Source organism: Terrisphaera buseokensis (assembly GCF_047521145.2).
In the GTDB taxonomy this organism is placed as follows: Bacteria; Verrucomicrobiota; Verrucomicrobiia; order Opitutales; family Opitutaceae; genus ER46.
The window spans coordinates 6,398,574-6,421,940 of the sequence record NZ_CM134186.1 but is presented as its reverse complement, the minus strand read 5'-3'; the positions used below and the strand labels follow the sequence as shown (position 1 = coordinate 6,421,940).

At 66.4% G+C, this 23,367-nt stretch carries 18 protein-coding genes and 1 pseudogene; 13 read left to right on the top strand and 6 right to left on the bottom strand.

Annotated elements, in window-relative coordinates:
• Positions 1–53 precede the first annotated feature (53 nt).
• The gene (locus tag ACLJEU_RS24185; RefSeq protein ID WP_414663947.1) at positions 54–2,003 is read right to left on the bottom strand and encodes a prolyl oligopeptidase family serine peptidase; all 1,950 of its coding nucleotides are present in this window, start codon (positions 2,001–2,003) and stop codon (positions 54–56) included.
• 212 nt (positions 2,004–2,215) lie between these two features.
• Complete coding sequence (locus ACLJEU_RS24180) at positions 2,216–3,010, bottom strand: dienelactone hydrolase family protein (protein WP_414663948.1); 795 nt, start codon at positions 3,008–3,010, stop codon at positions 2,216–2,218.
• 166 nt (positions 3,011–3,176) lie between these two features.
• Between ACLJEU_RS24180 and ACLJEU_RS24175 the strand changes: the two genes are divergently transcribed.
• Positions 3,177–3,953, top strand: coding sequence for a hypothetical protein (locus ACLJEU_RS24175; RefSeq protein ID WP_414663949.1), 777 nt, complete (start codon positions 3,177–3,179; stop codon positions 3,951–3,953).
• Positions 3,953–4,663 carry a pectate lyase gene (locus ACLJEU_RS24170; RefSeq protein WP_414663950.1) on the top strand — a complete coding sequence of 237 codons (711 nt, stop codon included), beginning with the start codon at positions 3,953–3,955 and terminating at the stop codon, positions 4,661–4,663. Before ACLJEU_RS24175 ends, ACLJEU_RS24170 begins: the two co-directional genes overlap by 1 nt.
• Positions 4,664–4,762: 99 nt before the next feature.
• Here ACLJEU_RS24170 and ACLJEU_RS24165 read toward each other — a convergent pair whose 3' ends face one another.
• The 4 genes from ACLJEU_RS24165 to ACLJEU_RS24150 form a co-directional block, all read right to left on the bottom strand.
• Positions 4,763–6,478, bottom strand: coding sequence for an adenylate/guanylate cyclase domain-containing protein (locus ACLJEU_RS24165; protein WP_414663951.1), 1,716 nt, complete (start codon positions 6,476–6,478; stop codon positions 4,763–4,765).
• Positions 6,479–6,582: 104 nt separating this feature from the next.
• Entirely contained in the window at positions 6,583–7,239 is a 657-nt protein-coding gene (locus tag ACLJEU_RS24160; RefSeq protein WP_414663952.1) for a hypothetical protein, read from the bottom strand.
• Between the two features lie 52 nt (positions 7,240–7,291).
• Complete coding sequence (locus ACLJEU_RS24155; protein ID WP_414663953.1) at positions 7,292–8,170, bottom strand: hypothetical protein; 879 nt, start codon at positions 8,168–8,170, stop codon at positions 7,292–7,294.
• Positions 8,171–8,321: 151 nt separating this feature from the next.
• Positions 8,322–8,963 carry an arylesterase gene (locus ACLJEU_RS24150; RefSeq protein ID WP_414663954.1) on the bottom strand — a complete coding sequence of 214 codons (642 nt, stop codon included), beginning with the start codon at positions 8,961–8,963 and terminating at the stop codon, positions 8,322–8,324.
• 41 nt (positions 8,964–9,004) lie between these two features.
• On the opposite strand from ACLJEU_RS24150, the gene ACLJEU_RS24145 reads away from it, so the two are divergent.
• The 11 genes and pseudogenes from ACLJEU_RS24145 to ppgK all read left to right on the top strand — a co-directional run bounded on the left by ACLJEU_RS24145 (position 9,005) and on the right by ppgK (position 23,342).
• Positions 9,005–9,721, top strand: coding sequence for an ABC transporter ATP-binding protein (locus tag ACLJEU_RS24145; RefSeq protein WP_414663955.1), 717 nt, complete (start codon positions 9,005–9,007; stop codon positions 9,719–9,721).
• Between the two features lie 18 nt (positions 9,722–9,739).
• Positions 9,740–10,126 (top strand): annotated as a pseudogene (locus ACLJEU_RS24140) (GxxExxY protein).
• Positions 10,127–10,172: 46 nt separating this feature from the next.
• Positions 10,173–12,857 carry an ABC transporter permease gene (locus ACLJEU_RS24135; protein ID WP_414663956.1) on the top strand — a complete coding sequence of 895 codons (2,685 nt, stop codon included), beginning with the start codon at positions 10,173–10,175 and terminating at the stop codon, positions 12,855–12,857.
• 235 nt (positions 12,858–13,092) lie between these two features.
• Positions 13,093–13,587: an FKBP-type peptidyl-prolyl cis-trans isomerase gene (locus ACLJEU_RS24130; protein WP_414663957.1), complete on the top strand. Its 495-nt coding sequence runs from the start codon at positions 13,093–13,095 to the stop codon at positions 13,585–13,587.
• A 270-nt stretch (positions 13,588–13,857) separates the two neighbouring features.
• Positions 13,858–14,400 carry an RNA polymerase sigma factor gene (locus tag ACLJEU_RS24125; protein ID WP_414663958.1) on the top strand — a complete coding sequence of 181 codons (543 nt, stop codon included), beginning with the start codon at positions 13,858–13,860 and terminating at the stop codon, positions 14,398–14,400.
• Entirely contained in the window at positions 14,397–15,476 is a 1,080-nt protein-coding gene (locus ACLJEU_RS24120; protein WP_414663959.1) for a FecR family protein, read from the top strand. The genes ACLJEU_RS24125 and ACLJEU_RS24120 overlap by 4 nt, the downstream gene beginning before the upstream one ends.
• Positions 15,477–15,806: 330 nt before the next feature.
• A complete protein-coding gene (locus ACLJEU_RS24115; protein WP_414663960.1) occupies positions 15,807–18,452 on the top strand; it encodes a TonB-dependent siderophore receptor in 2,646 nt (881 codons plus the stop codon).
• Positions 18,453–18,658: 206 nt separating this feature from the next.
• Positions 18,659–19,999 carry an FAD-dependent oxidoreductase gene (locus tag ACLJEU_RS24110; RefSeq protein ID WP_414663961.1) on the top strand — a complete coding sequence of 447 codons (1,341 nt, stop codon included), beginning with the start codon at positions 18,659–18,661 and terminating at the stop codon, positions 19,997–19,999.
• A gap of 158 nt (positions 20,000–20,157) precedes the next feature.
• Positions 20,158–21,432: a dienelactone hydrolase family protein gene (locus ACLJEU_RS24105; RefSeq protein ID WP_414663962.1), complete on the top strand. Its 1,275-nt coding sequence runs from the start codon at positions 20,158–20,160 to the stop codon at positions 21,430–21,432.
• Positions 21,433–21,633: 201 nt separating this feature from the next.
• Positions 21,634–22,521 (top strand): ThuA domain-containing protein, encoded by an 888-nt coding sequence (locus tag ACLJEU_RS24100; RefSeq protein ID WP_414663963.1) that lies wholly within the window; start codon positions 21,634–21,636, stop codon positions 22,519–22,521.
• Positions 22,522–22,604: 83 nt separating this feature from the next.
• The gene (ppgK, locus tag ACLJEU_RS24095) at positions 22,605–23,342 is read left to right on the top strand and encodes a polyphosphate--glucose phosphotransferase (RefSeq protein ID WP_414663964.1); all 738 of its coding nucleotides are present in this window, start codon (positions 22,605–22,607) and stop codon (positions 23,340–23,342) included.
• The last annotated feature ends 25 nt before the right edge of the window (positions 23,343–23,367 follow it).

Sequence of the window (23,367 nt, the reverse complement as noted above, 5' to 3'; positions counted from 1 at the left end):
ACGGGCTCCTTCCTTTGTGCCTCCGTGTCTTCGTGGTGAGCTTTGCCGGGAATCTATTTCCACTCTTCGTCGAAGAAGCCGGCGTCGACCACCTTGCCGGGCCAGCGCGGGCCGGGTGGCGTGCGGAGATCGACGATGGCCCAGTCGGGCAGCTTCGGCGTCTGCAACGCGTTGTTGCCATAGCCGTCGGTCCGGAAATCGATGCCGCTGTTGAGGACGACGTAGAGTTTCGGGTTCAGGGGATTCGGAAAGACCAGAATCGGCGCGTGGTGGGTCGCCGGATACGTCTTGCCCCGGAACGTCAGGGTCTTCGCGTCCCACTGCACCGGGAGCTGCGGCAGGATGCGCGCGAGGACGGCGTTGGACGACGGATCGCCCCAGAGCACGAGGTTGTGCGCGGCGATGTCGGCATCGGTGATGGTGCGATCGGCCTTCACCGGGACGTCGCCGCGAAACACGTCGCGCCAGAGGTTGCGCGCGGCGGTGAGCTCGCTTTCGACCCACGCGCCGGTGTCGGCGTTGAATGGCTTGGACGTCGGCCGCACGAAGAGAAAGGAGTCCATGAACGCGTCGTCCACCGGCCCGGTGAGGCCCGGACGTTTGCGCAGCGTGGTCTCGGGCGCCGCCGTTTTCCAGGTGCCGTTGCGGCGGACGAACCCGTACGTGCCGGCGCGCGCGATGAACGCCGTGACGCGCTGACCGTCGATCGTAACCGACGACGGCGTGATCTGCCGGATCGCCAACGCGGTGACATTCTTCGTGTCGATCGTGAGCGCGTTCTTTTCGCCCAGGCGCGCGTGCACGTCGGCCCGCTCCCACTGTTTCTCCAAACCTTCGAGGCGGATCCACGCCGACTCCGGGTAGCGCAGCGTGTAGGTGCTGAAACGAATCTCGCGGGGAATCGCGTCGCGGCCCTGCGCGAGGCGGGTCTCGAGTTGCTTTGTCAGCGCCTCCTTCGTTTCCGGGTGATACTTGTGTCCGGTCTGCGGCCCGATGAAGCGTTCGAGCTTCAAGCCTTCCTGCGCCATCGCGGCTTCCATGAGATCGGACGCCTCCTTCTGGCCGTCGATTTCACCCGTGTAGGCGAGCGTCGGCACGTTGAAGAGATTGCGCGAGATGCCGGTGGCCTCGTATTGCCGCCAGAGCAGCTGCTCCCACGCGGGCCGCGTTTCCTTTCCGGGCGCAGAGGCCTTGGTGAAAATGGGCGTCTCGGCGAATCCGGCTCCGGGCGAGGCGACGGCCCAGAGTCCGGGGAAATGCGTGGCGAGGTGCCAGGCGCTGCCGCCGCCCATCGAAAATCCGGCGACAGCGATGCGTTGGGCGTCGACGCGATACTGGGCGCGCACGGCGGCGAGGGCCTCCATCACGTCGACCTCGCCGGCGAACTTCGTCGCGTTGCAGAATCGTCCATACGGTACGACGATGAGCGTGTCCTTGGGCGTGAGCGGGGGCGGACCGGCCTCGCGCTCGGCGAGGAAGGCGAGCTCCGTGCGCTTCTCGCCGCGTCCGAGCAGCCAGACCATGAGCGGCGTCGCCGCGGGCGGGCGGGGCATCGTTTCCGGCACGACCAGTCCGTACGGCTGCACCGAGCCGTCGAGCTTCGAGCGGTGACCGCGGAGGATCAGGCCGGTCGCCTCGAGCCACGGCGCTTGTTTGCCGCGCAACTGGGCCACGCGTTTGCCGCCCTGCTCGAGGAGCGAGCGCGCGGTGGCGATTTCCTTCGCGGCCATGAACTCGTCGTAACGCAGCGCCCAGTCGACGGCCTTGTGAAAGATTTCGACGTCCGGGAGCAGCGCCAGCAGTCGGGGCTCGTTGGCCAGTTCGCGCGCGAGGGTGTCGATCTCGCGCCGGAGCGACGCGGCGCCCGCGGTGAGCGTGTCACGCTCCGCATCCGTCAGCGTGATCCCGGGAATCGGGATGCGTTTCGGCGGCGGCGGCGAACTTTGCGCGAGCGCGAACGAGGCGAGGGCGAGGGTGGCGACAAGCGGGGCGAGGAGGCGCATGGAAAAGCGGGGGCGCGGGCCTCCGGCCCGCAAGCGTTGAAAGGTGAAGGTTGAAAGTTGAAAGACCGGCACGTGCAAGTTTGTGCACTTCTTCTGGCGACGGGACGGATACAGGCGGCTTGGTTTAGGATACGATGTCCTGAATGCACCTAGCGGATCGGACTCTTTCAACTTTCAACCTTCACCTTTCAACTCAGCCGCTCCCCAAGTCCTCAGATCTTCGACAGGATCGCCTTGATGCGTTTCCAGCCTTCGAGGCGAGCCTGCTTGTTGGGCTCGGTGGCCGCAGGGTCTTCGCCCGCGCGCATGAAGCCGTGGCCGGCACCTTCGTACGTCACCTGGTCAAAGGTCTTGCCGGCCGCCTTCATCTGCGTGGTCACTTCCGGCACCGCGGCGGTGATGCGGGCGTCGTTGCCGCCGTAGAACCCATAAATCGGCGCCTTGATGGCGGCCATCTGCTCGGGCTTCGGGGCGCTGCCGTAGAACACCAGGCCGGCCTTGAAGTCGGCGCCCGTCACGGCGTAGTTGAAGGTCTTCGCGCCGCCCCAGCAGAAGCCGCCCACGACGACCTTGCCGTTCGCCGCCGGAAGTTTCGCGACGTACTCCGCGGCGGCCTTCACGTCGCCCATCACCTGCGAATCCGCCAGGCCCTGGATCTTCCCGCGCACATTGTCGTTGGCGCCGAAGGAATCGGTGCCGCCGCCGTTCGGACCGGCGCCCGAGAGGAAATCGGGGGCGATCGCGATGTAACCCGCCTCGGCGAACTGGTCGACCATCCCGCGCATCCAGTCGGAGAGGCCGAAGATTTCGTGAATGAGCACAATGGCCGTCGCCTTCGTTTTCACCTCGGGATAACCGACAAAGCACTTCACGTCGCGGTCACCGACCTTGAGCGTGACCCATTCGAGATGGCGGGGCGATTTGTCGAGGCGGGCCTTGGCCCAGTCCTGGGCGGAGGCGGTGGAGGCGACCGCAAGCGCGGCGAGGAACAACAGCAATCGTTTCATGGTGGGGGAGGAGAGGGGTGGCGGCGCGAAGGGAGCCGAGGCCGCGGCGGGCACGACGTGGCGTGAAGGGAAGCGTTGCGGGGCACCGAGGCAAGCGCACGCTGGGCGCAACGTTGCCCGCGTGGTGGCGTCCTGCCCTGCTGTCCCTGCGTTTTAACCCCTCCCCATGAAATCGCTTCGACTCACCGTCTCCGCCACCTGCCTGGCCATGACCGCGGCTGCCACGAGCCTTACCGCTGCCGAGGACGCGCTCGCCAAGGACGCGCGCGCCACGATGGAAAAAGCCACCGCCTTCATGCGCTCGATCGCCGCCGAGGGCGGCTACCTCTGGCGCTACTCGCCCGATCTCAAGGAACGGGCCGGTGAAAACGTCGCCACGCCCACGCAGATCTGGGTGCAGCCGCCCGGCACGCCGTCGATGGGTCTCGCGTTTCTGCGCGCGCATGCGGCGACCGGCGAGGCGCGTTATCTCGACGCCGCCCGGGCCGCGGCCGACGCCCTCGCCGTGGGCCAGCTCGAGTCCGGCGGCTGGGACTACGTCGTGGATTTTGATCCGGCCCAGAGTGTGAAATGGTACCGTCGCAGCGACGTCGGCAAGGTCTCCGCTGCCGACGCGGCGAAGCGGCGCAACGTGACGACCTTCGACGACGACAACACCCAGAGCGCAATCCGGCTGCTGCTGGCCGTGGGTGACGTAATCAAGGACTCCGCTGATCCGCGCGACGTGCGCATCCGCGGCGCGCGCGACTACGCATTGACCAAGCTCCTCGCGGCGCAGCGCGCGAACGGTGGCTGGCCGCAACGCTGGACCGGCATGCCGGTGGATCCGAAGGAATATCCGGTGCAGCCGGCGCGGTTTCCAGCAAACTATCCGCGCGAGTACCCAAAATTAAACTACAACGGCTACTACACGCTCAACGACAACACGCACCGCACTGCGTGATGACGCTGCTCGATGCGGCGAAGCGGCTGGGCCGGCCCGAGTATCGCGCGGCGGCGCTCAAGGGCGGTGACTTCCTCCTGCTCGCGCAGCTGCCCGATCCGCAGGCGGCGTGGGCGCAGCAGTACAACGGCCGGCTCGAACCGGACTGGGCGCGGGCCTTCGAGCCGCCGTGCGTGGTGTCGAACGAAAGCGGCGGCGCGATGCGGCTGCTGATCGATCTGTATCTGGAAACCGGCGACGAGAAGTACATCGCCTCGCTGCCGCGCGCGATCGCCTGGTTCAAGCGCTCCCAGCTCTCGCCCGGCGTGTGGGCCCGCATGTACGAGATCGGCACCAACACGCCCATCTACGGCGATCGCGACGGCAAGATTAAGTACCGCATCGAGGATCTCAGCCCGGAGCGACAGACCGGCTATTCGTGGAAGGGAGCGTACGGCATCCCGTCGGTGCTCAGCTATTACGACGAGGTGAAGGCCGAGGGCCGGACCGCGCTGCTCGCGAAGCGCAAGGCGGCGGAGGCCGCTGCGGCCACGGCCGAGGGCCGCGCGAAACGCGCCCGGAGTCTCGAGCCGCGGGTGCGCACTGTCATCGCCGCGCTGGACGCGCAGGGACGCTGGCTCGCGAATTACCGCGGCTCCGAGCAGATTCGCACCGACACCTTCATTACGAATCTGCACACGCTCACGGATTACCTGGAAGCGGTGAAATAACTGCACAGCTGTAGGGCGCGCATCCTGCGCGCCCGTGAATGACGTGACGCAACGAATAACGGGCGCGCAGGATGCGCGCCCCTACTGCGAACCCGGGACTCACGCCGGCGGCACCGGCGGCTCCTCCAGCGCGAGGATTTCAACGGGTTCGGCGCGGCCCTTCACCTGCACGCGGCCAAGATCGCGAAAGGTGAACGGTGCGCGCTCGCGGACGGCGGCGAGCGTGCTCGTGCTGGTGATGATGTTCGTGCGGTACTCCGCCGTGCGGGTGAGCGACTGCAGGCGGGCGGCGACGTTCACGCCGTCGCCGATGACCGAGTAGTTCAGCCGGCGGTGCGACCCGATGTTGCCCGCGACCACCCGCGCGGTGTTGATGCCGATGCCGAGGGCGAGCGGCGGCCGCCCCTCCGCGGCGAGTTCGGCGTTGAGGTCCGCGAGCGCGCGCTCCATCGCGAGTGCGGCCTTGAGCGCGCGATCCGCGGCGTCGGCCTGGGTGACGGGTGCGCCGAACAACGCCATGATCGCATCGCCGATGAACTTGTCGATCACGCCGCCCTGACGCTCGATCTCGGCGCTCATGCGATCGAGGTAGCGGTTCAGCAGCGTGAGCAGATCGTGCGGCGAAAACGTCTCGCTCATCGTCGTGAACCCGCGGAGATCGGCGAAGAGGATCGTGACCTCGCGTTCCTCGCCGCCGAGCGCCGCGCCGTCGCGCACGAGCTGTGCGGCGACTTCGGGCGAGACGTTCTTGTCCAGCAGATCGCGGACGTGATCGCGCTCGGTCAGCCCGCGCGACATCTGATCGAAGGCTTCCGAAAGCCGGCCGAGTTCGTCCGGGCGGTAGGATTTGTTGCGAATGGTGTAGTCACCCGCGGCGATGCGGCGCGCGTGGCCGACGAGGGCGACGATTGGCCGCGTCAACGTGCGCGCAAACGCCCGGCTGATGAACGCGGAGAGGCCGAGTGCGCCGAGCGCCACGCCGAGCAGCCAGCGTTCCGCGCTGCGCGCCGGCCGGAGTTTCTCATCGAGTGAATATTGCAGTGCGAGGGTCACGGACTTGTCCGTGCCGGCGGTGAGCGTGCGGCCGGCCACGAGCGCCGTCTCGCCGTCGAGTTCGACCGTCGCGGCGTCGACGTCCCGGCGCAGTCCGGGGAGCGCGCGGGTCAGACTGCCGGCCGTGGTGTCCGCCAGGGTCGTGGCGAGCAGCCGGCCGTCGGTGTCGAAGAACGTGAGGTCGACGCCGGTCTGGTCCTTGAGGCCCTGCGCGAATTCGCGATCGATCTTAAAGCCGATCATGAGCCACGCGATGATGTCGGGGGCGCGCACGGGGGCGAGGACGAGCGAGTAGAGCTGGCCGTCGAGATAGCCGTACCCTGCGGCCGTCGGATTGGGATTGGGATCGGCGTCGGCCCGGGCCACCAGTTGCGCGTAGATGTCGCCGCTCGCGGTGGCGGCGGAAGTCGAGGTGATCAGGCGTCCCTCGAGCGACACGGCGGACACGAGGTCCGTCATACTGGCAATCCGGATACTGACGAGGGCGGACGCGAGCGTCGCGGGATCGTCGCTGGCGAACAGTTGCTTGATTTGGTAGTCGCGGGCGGCGGTGAGCGCGGCGGCGGAGAGCAGCTTGTTGCGTTCGTCGATCACGCGGCTGAAGGCGCGGGCGGCGCGGCGGAGTTCGTCCTGAATCAGCGTGCGCGCCTGGGCGAGGTGGAAGCGCGAGACGATCAGCCAGGTGGACAACTGGGCGAGCGCCACCACCACGACGAAGAGCGCGAAGAGTTTTTTGCCAAACGTCTTTGGGCGCGGGAACATTCCGGTGGATATCTGGAGTCAGCAGAGGCGGTGGCGCCCCGGCCGGTCGGATCAGTTCGTGGGCAGCTCGCGGGAGCCGGTTTCCCGGGGGCGGGCGAGCGGCCTCATTTGTAGGTGCCCGCTCCGCCTTCGGGGGCGCGGCGGATCCGGCGATCCTGCTTGAGCGTCACGGCGATGGCCTGGCTGGCCTGATCGTTCGCGATGGTGACGTCGCGCGTCACCGTCTGCGTGGCGCGCGGATGCCAGACCTCGAGACGGTAGCGGCCCGGGGGCAGCGTGGTGAGATTCACGATGCCGTCGCCCTGGCTCTTCGCGAAGTGCGGCGTGGCGAGGACGACGACATAGGCCGACATCCAGTCGTGGATGTTGCAGCCCAGCGTGATCACGCCGGGCTGGTCGAACCGCACGGGCTCCGGTGTTTCGCCGCGGTAGAGGGGAATCTCAAACGACTTGGCCTTGGATTGTGAATACACGTGGTGCTGGACCTTGTCGCGATTCGGAAAACTGATCCTCGTGCCGGCGACGACGGCGGTGACGTACGGCTGGTATTCCTCCTTGTCCTGCACGATGACCGCGGGTTCGGCGGGCGGCGTCAGCGCGGGCGGCGCATCGAGCGGCAGCAGCGAGGCGACGGCGTCGCTGACCGGCGCGCCCTTGGGGTCCTTGATTTCAACGCGGACGCTGCCGCTGGCGGCGGAGGCGGCCGCAGGTGAGAAGAGCGTGAGCCCCGGCAGGATGAAGAGGAAAAGGAAACGGCGCATGGACGGATTAAATGACGGTGTGGCTACGGATGGCGGTGCGGGGCGGAGGCGTTCAGAACCGGTGCAGCAGCTGCAACGTCCAGACATCCTGACGGTACTTGATCCCCACTTTGTTGACGGAGAAGGCGCTTTCGTAGCGCAGGGGCAGCGAGGTGTTGCGACCAAGCGCGGGCGACAGTTCGAGCCACCAGAAGCTCACGCGTCCGGTCACGCGGTAAGTGACCCAGCCGGGTCCGAGCAGCTCGGTGACGCCCCAGGCCGTGGTATTGTAGTAACTGGATACGTCCGGGCCGAGGGCACCGGCGAGGGCGAGCGGCCAGATCGAGGGTCCGGCGTTGGCAGTGAAGTCGCCCCAGAGCCGGCCGTTGCCATGCGCGAGCTGAAGCCAGTCCGTCAGGTCCCACGCCACCGTCGCGAAGACCCGGTGGTGGCGCGTATCGAAAATCGCGCTACGCGCGTAGTGTTGCTGCCAGTCGGTCACGGCGCTCAGCCGCCAGGATTCCGTGACGCGCCGCGAAAGCCGCAGGCTGGCGCTTGCGAGCCAGCCGTCGTCGGCCGCGAGACGCGCGTCACGCCGGCGCAGTCCGAGATCCAGGCTGGCGACCGGCGCGAACGCACCGAAGCCGAATTTCTGCCTGACGGTGGTGCCGAGACCACCGGTGAAGGCGTCCATCTTTGAAAAGTCCGGCACGTGTTCGATGCCGGCGTCGACCCGGCCCACCGTCATGAAGCCGGCGCGCCACTCCCTCAGAAAGCTCACCTCGGTTCGCGTTTCGAAGCGCATCGCGTCGCGCCAATTGATTCCGGCCGTGGCGCGTCCGATGTTTTCCGCCCAAGTCGCGTTCGCTTCCGAGGACACCGTCAGCGCACGCAGCCACGGAGTTGAAAGCAGCAGGCAAGCGAGGGCCGTCAGGATCCGGTGGGAGATCATACCCCGGAAGTAACGGACCGTTTCCGCCCGACCGAAGGGGAACTTGCGCATCGTTTGCGAACGCGTGGTCCGCGTCGCTTTTGACCTCAACTTTCCGCTGAAACGCCCGATGCAGGAGGGCGCAATGTGGGCGCAGGGACGTTGGCGCCCGCTATAGCAGCGGCCGCAGAATTTTCCACACCTGGTCGGCGATGATCGCGTGCCCGCGGGCGGTCGGATGAATGCGATCGGGCTGGTTGAGGGCGACGCTGCCGCCCACGCCTTCGAGGAGAAACGGGATCAGCGTGGCGTCGTTTTTCGCGGCCACGTCGGGAAACATCTGCTCGAACGAGCGGGAAAACTCGAGGCCCATGGCCGACGGCATCTGCATGCCGGCGAGGACGAGTTGGGCGCGCGGGTATTTGGCGCGCACGCGGTCGATGATTTTTTGCAGGTTCTCGCGGGAGAGTGCGGGGTCGATGCCGCGCAGGCCGTCGTTGGCGCCGAGGGCGAGGACGAACAGATCCACCGGCTGGCGCAGAATCCAGTCGACGCGCCGCAGGCCGCCGGAGGTGGTTTCGCCGCTGAGGCCGGCGTTGACGACGCGCCAGCCGAGGCCGGCGGCGTTGATTTTTTCCTGGATGCGAGCCGGGTAGGCCTCGGACGAGGGGTCGTCGAGGCCGTAGCCTGCGGTCAGGCTGTCACCGAAGAAAATCACCGTCCGCGGCTCCGCCGCGAAGAGTCCGCCCGCGACCGCCATGCAGCCCACAAACGCGGTGCGGCGGCAGAAACGGCATAAGAATAAGAGCAGCATGACTCGATTTCGCGGGGTTCGTGTGTTTCGTGAGTCGTTCAATGAGTGTCCAATCGATGCTGAATGTCCAGCGACTGACCAAAACATACCAGGCGGCCGGCGGACGCGATTTGACGGTGTTGAAGGAGGTGAGCTTTTCCCTCGCGGCGGGAGCGAGCCTCGCGATCGTCGGGCCCAGCGGGAGCGGCAAGACGACGCTGCTTGGGTTGTGCGCCGGGCTGGATCAACCCACGACCGGCACGGTCGAGCTGGCGGGCGAGTCGATTGGCGCGTTGAGCGAGGATGCGCGGGCGCGCGTGCGAAACCTGCATGTCGGCTTTGTGTTTCAAAACTTCCAGCTCGTGCCGACGCTCACCGCGCTGGAAAACGTGATGGTGCCCGTCGAGCTGCGCGGGCAGGGCGGCGCGGAGGCCGAAGCGGAGGCGCAGCGGCTGCTGGGCCGGGTGGGCCTCGGTGAGCGGACGGATCACTATCCCGTGCAGCTATCGGGCGGCGAGCAGCAGCGCGTGGCGCTGGCGCGGGCGTTCATGAACCGGCCGAAGATTCTGTTTTGTGACGAGCCGACCGGCAACCTCGATGGCGACACGGCGCACGCGATGGTGGAGTTGATCTTCGGATTGAACCACGAAAAGCAGACGACGCTCGTGCTGGTGACCCACGATCTGGACCTGGCCCGCCGTTGCCAGCGCATCCTGCGCCTGAAAGGTGGAGCCGTGGTGAGTGACGAGGAACTTGCTCCCGCGAATCACACCAATTGACGCGAATGGCCAATCGCCATGCCTGACCTGATCCTTCCAGACGAGAGCTACTCCATCGTGGGCGCGTGTTTTGACGTATATAACGAGAAAGGCTGTGGATTTCTTGAGCCCGTGTATCACGACTGACTGGAAATTGAACTGCAGTTGAGACGGATTCCATTTGTCCACGAACCGGCGCTCCCTCTGACCTACAAAGGCTTCAATTTGAAGCGGACTTACTCGCCGGATTTTTCATGTTTTGGGCGAATTATTCTAGAGCTCAAAGCCTGCGAGAAGCTCGTCGATGAGCACGTTGCCCAAATTTTGAATTACCTCAACGCGACTGGCTTTGAACTCGGGTTGCTCGTGAACTTCGGCCACTATCCTAAACTGGAATACAAGCGCGTCGTGCGCACGCGCGCGTGATGCCTTTCCATTCGTTTGTATTCGCGCCATTCGCGGGAGGCGCCCCATGACTTTCATCTTTAAAATGGCCTGGCGGGATTCGCGGGCTTCGCGGCGGCGGCTGGTGCTGTTCTCGCTTTCCGTGGTGCTCGGCATCGCCGCGCTCGTCGCCATCGGCTCGCTCGGGACCAATCTCGAACAGGCCATCGACGATCAGGCCAAGGGGCTGCTCGGTGCCGATTTGATCGTCACGGGGCGCTCGCCGCTCAGCGAGGCCGCGCAGGCCTACGTCGACACCCAAGCGGTGGAACAGGCGCGCGAGATCAGCTTCTCGTCGATGATGATGTTTCCCACCGCGAACAACCTGACGCGGCTGGTCAACGTGCGCGCCGCCGAGGGCAATTTCCCGTTCTACGGCGACTTCACCACCACGCCCGCCGATGCGCCGGCCAAATTACGCGCGGGCGGCGCCGTCGCCATCGTCGAGGAAACACTCCTGCGGCAGTTCAACGCGAACGTCGGTGACACCGTCAAACTCGGCAACACGGTCTTCACCGTCGTCGGTGCGCTGCAAAAACTCCCGGGCGAATCGTCCGCGCTCTCCGCCACCGTGGCGCCGCGCGCGTTGATTCCGAAATCCGAACTGCAGGCCACGGGTCTCGCCGATCGCAACGTCCTCGTGCGCCACCGCACGATGCTGCGGCTCCCGCCGGAACGGCTGCCCGACGTCATCGAACGCGACATGCGCCGGCAGTTTCGCGGCGAGGGCCTCGGCTACGACACGGTCGCCGAGCGCCGGCGCAACCTCGGCCGCGCTCTGGACAACATCGAGAACTTCCTCGGCCTCGTCGGCTTCGTCGCGCTCTTCCTCGGCGCCATCGGTGTCGCCAGCGCGATCCACGTCTACATCCGGCAGAAGATTCCCACCGTCGCCGTGCTGCGCTGTCTCGGCGCGACGGCGTGGCAGAGCTTCGCGGTGTATCTCGTGCAGGGTGTCGCGCTCGGCCTCTTCGGCGCCGTGGTCGGTGCCGCCCTCGGACTGGTGATCCAGGTGGCGCTCCCGCGCCTGCTCGCGGACATGCTGCCCTTTCAGGTGAACTTTTTCATCGCGTGGCCGGCCGTCATACGCGGCATGGGCGCGGGCCTCGTGATCTGCGTGCTGTTCACGCTGCTGCCGCTGCTCGCGGTCCGCCGGGTGTCACCGCTGGTCGCGTTGCGTTCCGCGTTTGCGGACGCCGCCGGCAGCCGGCCCGATCCGTGGCGCATCGCGATCGTTGTGTTCATCATTGCGGCCGTGGGGGGCTTTTCGATCTGGCAGACCGGCAAGGTGCGCGAGGGGCTGTGGTTCACCGGCGTGCTCGCCGGGAGTTTCGCGTTGCTGGCGGGGTTGGCGAAAGCGGTGGCGTGGACGGCGCGGTTGGCGAGTTCGGGGCGCACGCGCCGCTGGCTGCCGCGGTGGCCGTACGTGGTGCGGCAGGGCATCGCGAATCTCTACCGGCCGAACAATCGCACCGTGCTGCTGCTGGTGTCGCTCGGGCTCGGCACGTTTCTCATGCTCACGCTCTTTCTCACGCGCACGACGCTGCTGAAGGAGATCGAGTTTTCGGGCGACGGCGGCCGGCCGAATCTCTTGTTCTTCGACATCCAGGACGATCAAATTGACGCGCTGGTGAAGGCGACGCAGGCCGAGCAGGCGCCGGTGCTTGTACAGGCACCGATCATCACGATGAAGATCGCGTCGGTGAAGGGAAAGAAAGTCGAGGAGTTGCTGCGCACGGCGCGCGAACGGCGTGGACCGGAGGAAGGGCAGGCGGACGGCGAGAGCGGGCGGAAGGGAAAGGGTGAGGGCGAGGTCGGGAGACAGGGAGACAAGGAGGCGGGGGAAATGAAAGGGAAGGGGGCGGCCGACGGCCAGCGGCTGCCGGGCTGGACGCTGCGCCGCGAGTATCGCTCGACCTATCGTGGAGCGTTGACCGGGACCGAGCGGCTCGTGAGCGGAAATTTCGTGGGCAAGGTCACGCCCGGCGTGGCGGTCGTGCCGATTTCCGTCGAGGAAGGGCTCGCGAAGGAGATGGGTCTCGTCCTCGGCGACGAGATTGAGTGGGACGTCCAAGGCGTGCCGATACGCTCGAAGGTCTCGAGCGTGCGCGCCGTCGAGTGGCGCCGGCTCGAGCCGAATTTCTTCGTGGTGTTTCCCGAGGGCGTGCTGGAACCGGCGCCGAAGTTTCACGTGGCCGCGGTGCGCGCGGACAACAGCGAGCACTCGGCGCGCGTGCAGCGCGCGGTCGTCACGGCGTTTCCCAACGTCACCGCGATCGATCTCGCGCTCGTGATGCAGACCATCGATGGAATCTTCACCAAGGTCGCGTTCGTGGTCGAGTTCATGGCCGCGTTCACCGTGCTCACGGGCATCATCGTGCTGATTGGCGCCGTGGCCACCGGACGCTTCCAGCGAATCCGGGAAACGGTGCTGCTGCGCACGCTCGGGGCGACGCGACGCCAGTTGCTGCAGATTCAACTCGTGGAGTATGCGATCCTCGGCGTGCTCGCCGCCATCGTGGGCTGCGCTCTGTCCGTCCTGGGCAACACTCTACTCGCCAAATTCGTCTTCCGCATCACGCCGTCTGTGCCGGTGTTGCTGCTGATCGTCGGCGCGCTGGCGGTGTGCGTCGTCACGGTTGTCACCGGCCTTTTGTCCGGCCGCAACGTGACCAGTCACCCGCCGCTGGAAGTATTGCGGCAAGAGACGTAAGAGTGTAGGGGAGAGGTGAGAGGCGGGAGGCTAGAGGCTCTGGACGAGAGGCGAGAGGCTTTGGGCCAGAGGCTAGAGGCGGAAGTTTCGACCGGTTGCCGAAAGCCGGACTGATGGATCGGCGAGGTGATTTGCACTTTCCTTGAGTCGATCCTTCGTTCCATCTCACACCTCTTGCCTGAGCCCTTTCACCTCTCGCCTCTCGCCTCCAGCCTCCAGCCTCTCACCTCCCATCATGCCACGCGTTGTTTCCTTCCATTACACCTTGCGCGATCCGAATGGCCGCGTCCTCGACAGTTCCGCGGGCGGCGACCCGATCAGTTATCTGGAAGGCGCCGGCCAGATCATTGACGGCCTGGACGAGCAACTCCGGCTCGCGAGCGCCGGCGAGAAATCGTCGGTGACCGTGCCGGCGAAGAAGGCCTACGGCGAACGCGACCCGGGTCAGGTGCAGCGGGTGAAGCGCGCGTTGCTCCCGGTCGATGGCGAACTCTCTGTCGGCGATCAGTTTCAGACCGGTCCGGATCGTTCGGATCCCGTAGTCACGGTCTCTGCCATTGAGGGCGACGATGTCCTGCTCGATGCGAATCATCCGCTGGCGGGCGTCGATCTGACCTTCGACGTCGAGATCACGGCCGCGCGCGAAGCCACGGCTGAGGAATTGAGTCACGGCCACGCCCACGGCGGCGGCGGCGGTGGCTGCGGTGAGGGTTCGTGCGGGTGTCACTGAGCCGCTGAAGCGGCCGAAACCGGAAACCGGAAACCGGAATCCGGAGACCTCTCTGCCGTTGGGGTCTATTCCGGCTCGGTCGCCTGTGACTAGTCCGTGGCTGCGAGCGCCAGCGAGTGGTGTTTCGGCCACTTTCCTGGCTACTTGCCCGGCCACTCGCTGGCGCTCGTAGCCACGATCGGAGGCAGGGGACCGGAGGCCGCGGGGCGTGAATCGCGCCTCGACACGGCTGCGCGGACGGGTTGAAGAATCGCCTCCGCTTTTCGTTCCGTGCCCCCGCCTGACCCCGAGACCGTCCGTTGGTTTGTCGAAGACGTGCAGCCGCACGAGTCGGAGCTGCGCGCCTACCTGCGGGCGAAGTTCTCGGCGCACCTCGATATCGACGACCTGGTGCAGGAAACGTACGCGCGCCTGTTGCAGGCCCGCGAGCAGGCGCCGCTGCGCTCGGCGCGGGCGTATCTGTTCACGACGGCGCGCAACGCGGCCTGCGATATTTTCCGCCGCCGGAAGATTGTGGCGATCGACGGCATAGCAGAAATCGAGCTGCTGCCCGTCTTTGAAGAGAGGCCCGGTGTCGCCGAGGCCGTCTGCCATGACCAGGAACTTCAACTGCTCGCCGAGGCCATCCAAGCCCTCCCCGAACGCTGCCGCCGCGTGCTGACGCTGCGCAAACTCCATGGCCTCTCGCACCGCGAGATCGCCCGGCAGCTCGGCATCGCAGAGAACACGGTCAACGCCCAGATCGCGATCGGCGTGCTGCGGCTGCGGGATTATCTGCGCGCCCGCGGCGTGACGAAAGGCGGCCAGCCATGAGTTCCACGCCCGGTTCCCCGCTGCCGCCCGAGCGCGAACCCGCGCCCGCGCCGGAGTTGATCGAGGCGGCCGCCGCCGCGTGGCTCAGCCTGCGCGATCGCGGCATGAGCGCCGCCGAGACCGCGGAATTCGTCCGCTGGCTACAGCAGGACCCGCAGCACGCCGCCGTTTTCGCCGAGCTCGATCTCGTGTGGAAGGACTTCGACCGGCTCGGCGCGGTGCCCGCGGCCGGCGTCGCCGCCACTCCGCCTGATCCCGATCTGATGGCACCGCGCGCGCGGGCGCGGCGGCATCGCGCTCTGGCCTGGACCACGTTGGGCGCGGCCGCGGCGGCGGTGATCGTGTTCCTCGCGGGCGTCCTGTTCCTGCGTGAGCCCCGTCACTTCGCGGAGACGGCCGTCGGTGCGTTTCAGAAACTGGAGTTGCCCGACGGATCCACGGTGCAGCTCAACACCGACTCCGCCATCGATACGTTCTTCACCGCCAGCGAGCGCCGCGTGCGCGTGGTGCGGGGCGAAGTGTTTTTCAACGTCAGCAAGGATCCCGCCCGGCCCTTCATCGTCGCGGCCGGACCCGTGGCCGTGCGCGCGGTCGGCACCGCCTTCAATGTCCGGCAACACGCCGCCGCGGTCGAAATCCTCGTCACCGAAGGCCGCGTCCGGGTGGATCATCAGGACGACGGCCGCTCGTTGCTGACGCCGGCTGCGACCGCGACCGAGCCGCCGGTGCTGACTGCCGGCGAGCGCGCGACCGTGGAGGTGACGGGTTCGACCCGCCTTCCGCATGCAGCGGTGGCGACTGTTGAAACCGTTTCTGCGCCGGCCGTGCAGCGCGCGCTGGCGTGGCAGGAACGCCGGTTGGAATTCGATGCGGTGCCGCTTGCCGACGTCGCGCGGGAGTTCAACCGCTACAACCATCGCCGGCTGGTGATTGCGGATGACGCGCTCGCGATCCGCCGCTTCAGCGGCACGTTTCGCGCCGATGGCTACGAGTCGCTGGTGCGGCTGTTGGAGGCGGACTTCGGCGTGAGGGTCACGCGAAGCGATCGCGAGATCGTGCTGCGTGTCGGACAGTGATGCGCCGCGATGAGGTGGCGATACCTGCGGCGACCTCCACGGATGGACACCGGTAAACACGGCGGCGGACCGGGCGACAGGCGTGACGACACCCGTGCGTCGCGGCCCGCGGGTGCGTGGAGTTTGAGCGCATGGATCGCGGGCGTGTTACGCGGTGTGCTCGCCGCGCTGGACGTGGGTCGCATCGATTTCTGCAAAAAACGTCTAGCAGTTTTACTCGCGCCGACCGTCTGCCCCGTTGCCCCCGCCCGCCTGGGCTTCACTCCCGCCGACCCCATGTTTCGCTTCCCTGCTCGCGCGCGTCGACCGCGCGGCCGTTTTCCCTGCCGCGTGCGCGTTTCCTGCGGCGTCTGGCTTGGCGTGGGTTTGCTCCTGCCCGTCACGCAGGGCGCGGCCGAGTCCGGACGCCGGTCGTTCGACGTTCCCGCAGGAGACGCGGTCGTCAGTCTGAAACGCTTCGCCACCCAATCCGGCGAACAACTGCTCTACTCTCCCGATGATGTAAGCGGGATCCGGACGCAGGCCGTGCAGGGTGAGTTCGTCCCGCTCGCGGCGCTCGATCGCATGCTGGAGCGCACACCGCTGAAAGCGCGGCAGGACGCAGCCACGCGTGCGATCGCGATCACGTCGGGCACGCCGTCGCGCGCGCCGCCGGCGTCGCCGCCCGAAACTCCGCCAGCTGTCCCATCCAAACCCTTTTCCGCTTCCACCCCTGCCGAAACCCCCGTGAAAACCCGCTCTCTTCTTACGTCACTCGCCACCTGGTTCGCCGCTGCCGGCGTCGCCGAGGCGCAAGTCCCCGCTCCTGCGTCCGCCCCGGTGGCGGACTCGCAGGTCGTCACCCTCAATGCGTTCACCGTTTCCGCCTCCGACACCAGCGGCTATCGGGCCGAGAAAACTGTGTCCGGCACGCTGATCGCGACGGACGTGAAAAGCATGCCCGCCAGCATCCAGGTCGTTACCGCCGCGCTGCTGGCGGACATGGACACGCGGCGCGTCGAGGACTCGATTCGTTTCATCAGCGGCGTCGGTCTCGCGGCGCGCAATGAAGGCGCGGGCGGCGGCACCCGCAGCGAGCAATTCGTGGTGCGCGGCTTCCAGACCTCGCAGGTGCTGCGCAACGGCGTCCGCATGCAGGGCATCACCAATTCCGCGAATCTCGAACGCATCGAGGTCCTCAAGGGACCGAGCTCGATCTTTTTCGGTGCCGCCGATCCGGGCGGCGTGATCAACGTGATCACCAAGCGGCCGCTGGCCGAGCGTTATGGCGCGGTCCGGCTCGGCTTTGGCGACGACAACTACAAGTACGCCGAATTCGATTTCAACCAGCCCATCGTCGACAAGACCCTGCTCTTCCGGTTCATGGGCTCCCGGCTCGACACCGACGGCTGGCGGAAATTCTGGCATGACAACCAGACGTTCCTCAGCGCGGTCGCCGAGTGGAATCCCACGCCAACGACGCGCCTCACGTTTGACGCGCAGGTCCGCAAGCAGACCGGTATTCAGGAGCGTCTCGGCGACGTGTTCCTCACCACGGACCGGCCGGCACCGTTCACCCAGCAGCTGCTCACGGGTGCCGCCTTGCAGCGCACGATCGAACTCGGCGCGCTGACGCCCACGGACACCTATGACGACGAGTCCACGTTCCACTCCGTCACCCTGGCGCAGAAAGTCGGCGAACGCGTGCTGGTCAGTGCCGTGTATGGCGCGAGCGACGGCAACCGCCTCCAGCGCACCACGGTCACGCGCAACCGGATCGCGACGAATGACAACTACTCCTATTTCGACCGGCCGGGCATCAGTTCCATCGGGGCCGTCAACCGCACGATCAATGTCAACGTCCTCGTCTCCTTCGATTTGCTCCGCACCAAGAACAAGCTGGTCGCCGGTTGGGATCGTTCGGAAGCCGGCAACAAGGAACTGCTCTTTGCCTACGCGAACAACAGCCCGTTCACGACGAAGCGATTTCTCTTCGACCGCGGGACCGACGCGGAGATCTTCGGCGTGAGGAAGTATCCGACGCTCGAGGAGATTGGCACGCCCAACGGGCCGGGCGCGGTCGTGAACAACCCGTGGTCGAAACCGATCTGGCAGCAGGGCGCTTACGTGACGAACCAGATGAAGCTGTTCGACGAACGGCTGACGCTTCTCGGCGGCACGCGGTGGAGTGATTTGCGGGCGCAGGGCCGGACGGCGTGGACGCCGCAGTACGGTGCGACCTTCGCGATCACGCCGGGCATTTCAGCCTACGCGCTCTATTCCGAATCGTTCCGGCCCAATGGCCGCGCGAGCACGATCGATCCGACGTCGCCTTTTTTCCCGCCCGAAAACGGCGTGGGCAAGGAAGGCGGCCTCAAGTTTTCGCTGATCAAGAACAAGCTCACGGGCACGGTGGCGTTGTTCCAGGTCGACAAGAAAAATGTCCGCCGCGTGAACTCGGGCGCGGCCGTGCTCGGCATCAACGGCGCGACGCTGACCGACGGCGAGCGGTCCGATGGCTACGAGATGGATCTCGTGTGGACGCCCACGCGCAACTTCACCGCCATCCTGTCCGCGGCGCACATCAATGCCCGGGTGTTCGCGGACGTCATCAACACCGCGAGCTCGCCCGATCTGAACAACGACGGCAAACCCGACACGCTCGGCCTGCCGCTCGTCGGCAACTCGCCCGACTCCTACGCGCTGTGGACCAAGTACGAGTTCACGCAGGCGCCGCTGGCGGGGCTCGCGCTGAGTCTCGGCTATCAGCGCCGCGAAGGCCCGATCCCGCTCGATGCTTCGTTCGCGCGCAAGTTTGTCGTGCAGGACGCCTACGACCGTCTCGATGTCGTCGTGGCCTACGCGACGCGCGTCTTCCAGCGCCGCGTGCGATTCCAGCTCAACGTCAACAACGTGACGGATAATTTCTACGCGGACCGCTCGCTGGGTTACGCGAACCCGCGCACCTGGCGCCTCTCGGCCGGCACGACGTTCTAAACCAGGCCGGTAAACGTCGGTTGCCCGCCAATCACACGAAGCGACGCGAATGAGAACGAGGAGCAAGGATCCCTCAGCTGCGTTGAACCGCGGAGGAGCTGGGGCGGATCTCAGTTTGCCGCCGAGATTCGCATGGCTTCGTGTGATTGGCGGGCAGGCTTGAATTCAGCTGCTTCTCCCGCTCGGAAACGATTCTATTCCCCCTCATGAAACGCCGCACTTTCCTCACCACCCTCGGCACCGTGTCGGCTTCGAGCGCACTCGTCGCAGCGGACTTGCCCAAGCCGCCGCGCACGGTTGACACCGACGTCCTGATCATCGGCGGCGGCACGGCCGGAACGATCGCCGCCGTGCAGGCCGCCCGGCTCGGTGCGCGCACCATGCTCGTCGAGTCCGGCAGCCAGCTGGGTGGCACCACCACGACGGCCGGCGTGGATTTTCCCGGCCTGTTTCATGCCTGGGGCAAGCAGGTGATTGCCGGCATCGGCTGGGAACTCGTGACCGCGGCCGTCGACCTAAACAGCGGCGATCTGCCGGACTTCACCAAGCCCACCGGGCGGCAACACTGGCGGCATCAGGTCCGGATCAACGGCGCGCTCTACGCCGCGCTCGCGGAGGAGGCCTGCCTCAAGGCCGGCGTGCAGCTCCGTTACTATGAGTTTCCGCTCGCGGTGACTCCGCTCCCAGCCGGCTGGCGCGTGCGCCTCGTGGGCAAGGGCACGAATCTCGACGTGACGACGAAGCAACTCGTGGACTGTACGGGCAACGCCTCCGTCGTGGGTCTGATCGGCCTGCCTCGCCTGCGGGAAAAAAGCCGTCAGCCGGGAACGCTCATTTACCGCATCGGCGGTTATGATCTGGCGACCATCGATATGAATGCGCTGCAGGTGAAACTCGACGCGGCTCGAAAGTCCGGTGCGCTGAAGCCCACCGACATCAATGGCAGCATCGCCGGCTTTCTCGGCAAAGGCGGTGAGAGTGGGAACCACATTCCCGGGGCGGATTCATCCACTTCCGAGACGCACACTGACGCGAATGTTCTCGGCCGGCAGGCGCTCCTGCGCGTGCTGCGATTCCTGAAGCAGGAGCCGGCGTTCGCCCTGATGAATATCGAGCGCCTTCAAGCGGAGGCCGGCATCCGCGAGACGTTTCGCATCGTCGGCGAGACGACGATCACGCACGACGACTACACGTCTGGACGCGTGTTCGCCGACGCCGTGTCCCATTCATTTTATCCGATCGATTTGCACTACGAGGGAGGCGTGACGCCCAAGCATTTGAATGAGGGAATTGTTCCGACCGTTCCGCGGGGAGCGCTGATCCCCAAGGGCAGCACCAATCTGATGGTGGCGGGCCGGTGCCTCAGCAGCGACCAACTCGCCAACTCGGCGCTGCGCGTGCAGGCGTCGTGCATGGCGATGGGGCAGGCCGCCGGCGTGAATGCAGCGCTGGCCGCCAAGGCTGGCCTCACGCCGCTGCAGGTTCCTGTCGCCGACGTCCGCCGTGAACTCGCGCGGCACGCCGCCATTGTGCCGAAGGTGGCGTGAGGTGGTCTGGGTCGGACTCATGCAGTTGAGCGTTGAGGGCTGAGACTTCGATCACTCCTGACACCTTCGACATTCCCGGGACCGCGACCGCCCCCGGTCGCTTCCGGATCTTGCGACCGGGGGCGGTCGCGGTCCCAGTGGAGTCCCGTCTCGTCCCCATGGACTCCTCCCCGTTGCCGTCGTCACGCCGTGAATTTATCGCCGCCACCCTCGGAGCTTCAGCACTCGGCTCCACGCTGGCGTCGAGTGCCCGCGCCGCGGAAGCCGCCCACCCCGCGATGCCGCCGGATCTCCCGCGGGACCTGACTGCCCACCGCGCCGACCTTGGTACGCTGTGGCCCGACGTGCAGCGGCTGGCCGACGCGAACACCTACTCGCACGCGTGGACGAGCGGGCGGTTCCGAACTTTCCCGGAGTTTCAAGCCGCCGCGCGCGAACAACTCCTCGAAGTGCTGCAGTACCGGCCCGAGCCGGTTGATCCCGCGGCGCAACTGATCGAGCGTGTCGATTGCGGTGATTACGTGCGCGAGAAGATCACGTTTGCCACCACGCCGGCGTTGCGTGTGCCCGCGTACGTCCTGGTGCCGAAAGGCCTCCGCCGGCCGGCGCCGGCGATCGTGGACCTGCATTCGCACGGCGGGATGTTTCTCTTCGGGAAGGAAAAGGTCATCGACTTCGGCGCGAATCATCCGTCGATGACGGCGTACCACGAAACCAACTACGCCGGCCGGCCCACCGCCACCGCGCTGGTCCGGCGCGGGTACGTGGTGATCACGATCGACGCCTTCATGTTTGGCGAACGTCGCGCCGTGCCCGACGCCGGGCTCGCGGCCGGCTGGAATCGTGCGAAGTACTCGCTCGATGACGTGAAATCCCTCAACGCGCTCTGCCGCGCGCGCGAATCCACGCTGGTCAAGGGCCTGACGTTCGCCGGCGCCACCTGGCCGGGCATCGTGTTCTGGGACGATCGGCGCACGATCGACTATCTCGTGTCGCGGCCCGACGTGGATCCCGGCCGGATCGGCTGTCAGGGCGTGTCGATGGGCGGCTACCGCGCGCTGTTTCTCTCTGCGCTCGATCCCCGGATCCGCGCCGGTTGCGTGGTGGGTTTCATGTCGACCGTGCGCTCGATGATCAAAGCCCACCTCGACACCCACTCGTGGGTGCACTTCATGCCCGCGCTGCACCGCCATCTCGACTGGCCGGACGTGGCGGCGCTCGCCGCCCCGCGCGCTCTCCTGGTGCTACAGTGCGCGCGCGACGGTTTGTTTCCCGCCGCTGGAATGAAGGAGTCGGTCGATCAGATCACTGCGCTCTACCGGGCGGCCGGCGCCGACGCGCAGTTTGCCGGCCGGTTCCACGATGTGCCGCACAGTTTCACCCGACCGATGCAGGAAGAGGCGTTCGCTTGGTTCGAGCGGCATCTGGGCTGAGCGATGGCTTCGCACGCAGCCGGTGATATGTGCGCGCTGCCGGTCGCCTTGGGCGTTTAGCCGGCACGGCGGTTCTGCAGTTGTGCTTTCGGCGTGGGTGGGACGAGCGGTGTGTCCCGTGTCGTTTTGGTTTGTGCCGCGGGCGGCGGGGCGTTGCGATCCGGCGCGGTGTGAGTTGTGTGGTCACCGACCCTTTACCCTATGAAACGTCTCCTCGTCCTTTTCGTCGCGGCCCTCGGCCTGGCGTCGTCGCTGCTCGCTGCAGCCGACAAGAAAATTGTCCTCATTGCCGGCAAGCCGAGTCATCCGCCGGGCATGCACGAATTTCGCGCGGGCGCGCTGTTGTTGCAGCAGTGCCTGGCCGCCACGCCCGGCGTGAAGGTGGCGGTTTACACGAATGGCTGGCCGGATGTGGCCAACGCCTTCGAGGGTGCGGATGCGGTCGTGATCTACTGCGACGGCGGCGGCAAGCACCCGGCGATTCAGGAGGACCACAAGCAGATCTTGGCTGAGCTCGTCCGGAAAGGCGTTGGTCTCGGCTTGATGCACTACGGCGTGGAGATTCCGAAGGACAATGGGGGACCGGAGTTTCTCCAGTGGATTGGCGGCTACTACGAGTCGAACTACTCCTGCAATCCGATGTGGTCGCCGGAGTATCAGAAATTCCCGGACCACCCGGTGGCGCGCGGCGTGAAGCCGTTCAGCAATCGCGACGAGTGGTATTTCAACATGCGGTGGACCGAGGGCGAAAAGGGCATCACGCCGATTCTCACGGCCAAGCCTTCGGATGCGGTTCGGGCCGGGCCGTACGTTTCGCCCAAGGGCCCGTACGAACACGTTCTCGCGGCCAAGGGCCGGACCGAGACGATGATGTGGGTCTATGATCGGCCGGGCGGCGGCCGCGGCTTCGGCTTCACGGGCGGTCACACGCATGCAAACTGGGGCGACGAGAATCAGCGCAAAGTCGTGCTCAACGCGCTGCTCTGGGTCGCGAAGGTCGAGGTGCCGAAGAACGGCGTCGTGTCGACGGTCACGGCCGACCAGCTCGCGGCCAATCTCGATCCGAAGCCCGCGCCGAAGAAGAAGTAGGCGATGGCGCGGGGCGAGGCGGGCCGCGGAAGCGATCGCTGGATTGCCAAGCGGCCGGCGGAGCGTTTGGTTCCCGGCCCCACATGAACGCACTCGGCATCGACATCGGCGGTTCGGCCATCAAGGGCGCGCCCGTTGACACCAAAACGGGCAAGCTCCTCGAGGAGCGCCATCGCATCGAGGTCGACAAGGACATGCCGCCGGCACGGATGGCGAAGGTCGTCGGCGAGATCGCGGAACACTTCAAGTGGCGCGGGCCCATCGGCGTCGGATTTCCCGGCGTGATCGAGGGGGCGACAATCTGGACGTCGGCGAATCTCCACGAGAAATTTGTCGGCTGCGACGGCGCGCAGCTGTTTGGCAAGGCCACCGGCTGTCGCGTGGCGATGATCAACGATGCTGCGGCGGCGGGCGTCGCCGAGATGCGCTTTGGCGCGGGCGAGGATTTCATGGGCAAGGCGCTGCTGCTCACGCTCGGCACGGGCGTCGGTTCGTGCCTCGCCTATCAGGGCGTGGTCGTGCCGCTCGAGCTGGGGCATTTCCCGTGGAAGAATGACAAGTCCGCGGAGAAGTACGTCGCGGCGTCGGTGCGTGAGGACAAGGACCTGTCGTGGGAAGACTGGGGCGGCCGGCTCTGTGATTATGTCACCACCTTGGAAAGTTTGATCTGGCCCGAACTCATCATCGTTGGCGGCGGGGTCAGCGCGAAGCACGAGAAATTTTTCCCGTACATCAAATCGCGGGCGAAGCTGGTGCCGGCGCGTTTTCTGAATCAGGCGGGCATCGCGGGCGCCGCGATGTGGGCGGTCGAGGCGAAGTAAGCGCGGGCCCGCGAGCCCCTGGGAG

Coding starts and splice junctions, on each gene's coding strand:
- ACLJEU_RS24155 (WP_414663953.1), bottom strand. CDS start 8,170: ATGATCTCCCACCGGATCCTGACGGCCCTCGCTTGCCTGCTGCTTTCA.
- ACLJEU_RS24120 (WP_414663959.1), top strand. CDS start 14,397: ATGAGTTCCACGCCCGGTTCCCCGCTGCCGCCCGAGCGCGAACCCGCG.
- ACLJEU_RS24170 (WP_414663950.1), top strand. CDS start 3,953: ATGACGCTGCTCGATGCGGCGAAGCGGCTGGGCCGGCCCGAGTATCGC.
- ACLJEU_RS24160 (WP_414663952.1), bottom strand. CDS start 7,239: ATGCGCCGTTTCCTTTTCCTCTTCATCCTGCCGGGGCTCACGCTCTTC.
- ACLJEU_RS24175 (WP_414663949.1), top strand. CDS start 3,177: ATGAAATCGCTTCGACTCACCGTCTCCGCCACCTGCCTGGCCATGACC.
- ACLJEU_RS24150 (WP_414663954.1), bottom strand. CDS start 8,963: ATGCTGCTCTTATTCTTATGCCGTTTCTGCCGCCGCACCGCGTTTGTG.
- ACLJEU_RS24185 (WP_414663947.1), bottom strand. CDS start 2,003: ATGCGCCTCCTCGCCCCGCTTGTCGCCACCCTCGCCCTCGCCTCGTTC.
- ACLJEU_RS24110 (WP_414663961.1), top strand. CDS start 18,659: ATGAAACGCCGCACTTTCCTCACCACCCTCGGCACCGTGTCGGCTTCG.
- ACLJEU_RS24165 (WP_414663951.1), bottom strand. CDS start 6,478: ATGTTCCCGCGCCCAAAGACGTTTGGCAAAAAACTCTTCGCGCTCTTC.
- ACLJEU_RS24100 (WP_414663963.1), top strand. CDS start 21,634: ATGAAACGTCTCCTCGTCCTTTTCGTCGCGGCCCTCGGCCTGGCGTCG.
- ACLJEU_RS24135 (WP_414663956.1), top strand. CDS start 10,173: ATGACTTTCATCTTTAAAATGGCCTGGCGGGATTCGCGGGCTTCGCGG.
- ppgK (WP_414663964.1), top strand. CDS start 22,605: ATGAACGCACTCGGCATCGACATCGGCGGTTCGGCCATCAAGGGCGCG.
- ACLJEU_RS24130 (WP_414663957.1), top strand. CDS start 13,093: ATGCCACGCGTTGTTTCCTTCCATTACACCTTGCGCGATCCGAATGGC.
- ACLJEU_RS24180 (WP_414663948.1), bottom strand. CDS start 3,010: ATGAAACGATTGCTGTTGTTCCTCGCCGCGCTTGCGGTCGCCTCCACC.
- ACLJEU_RS24145 (WP_414663955.1), top strand. CDS start 9,005: ATGAGTGTCCAATCGATGCTGAATGTCCAGCGACTGACCAAAACATAC.
- ACLJEU_RS24105 (WP_414663962.1), top strand. CDS start 20,158: ATGGACTCCTCCCCGTTGCCGTCGTCACGCCGTGAATTTATCGCCGCC.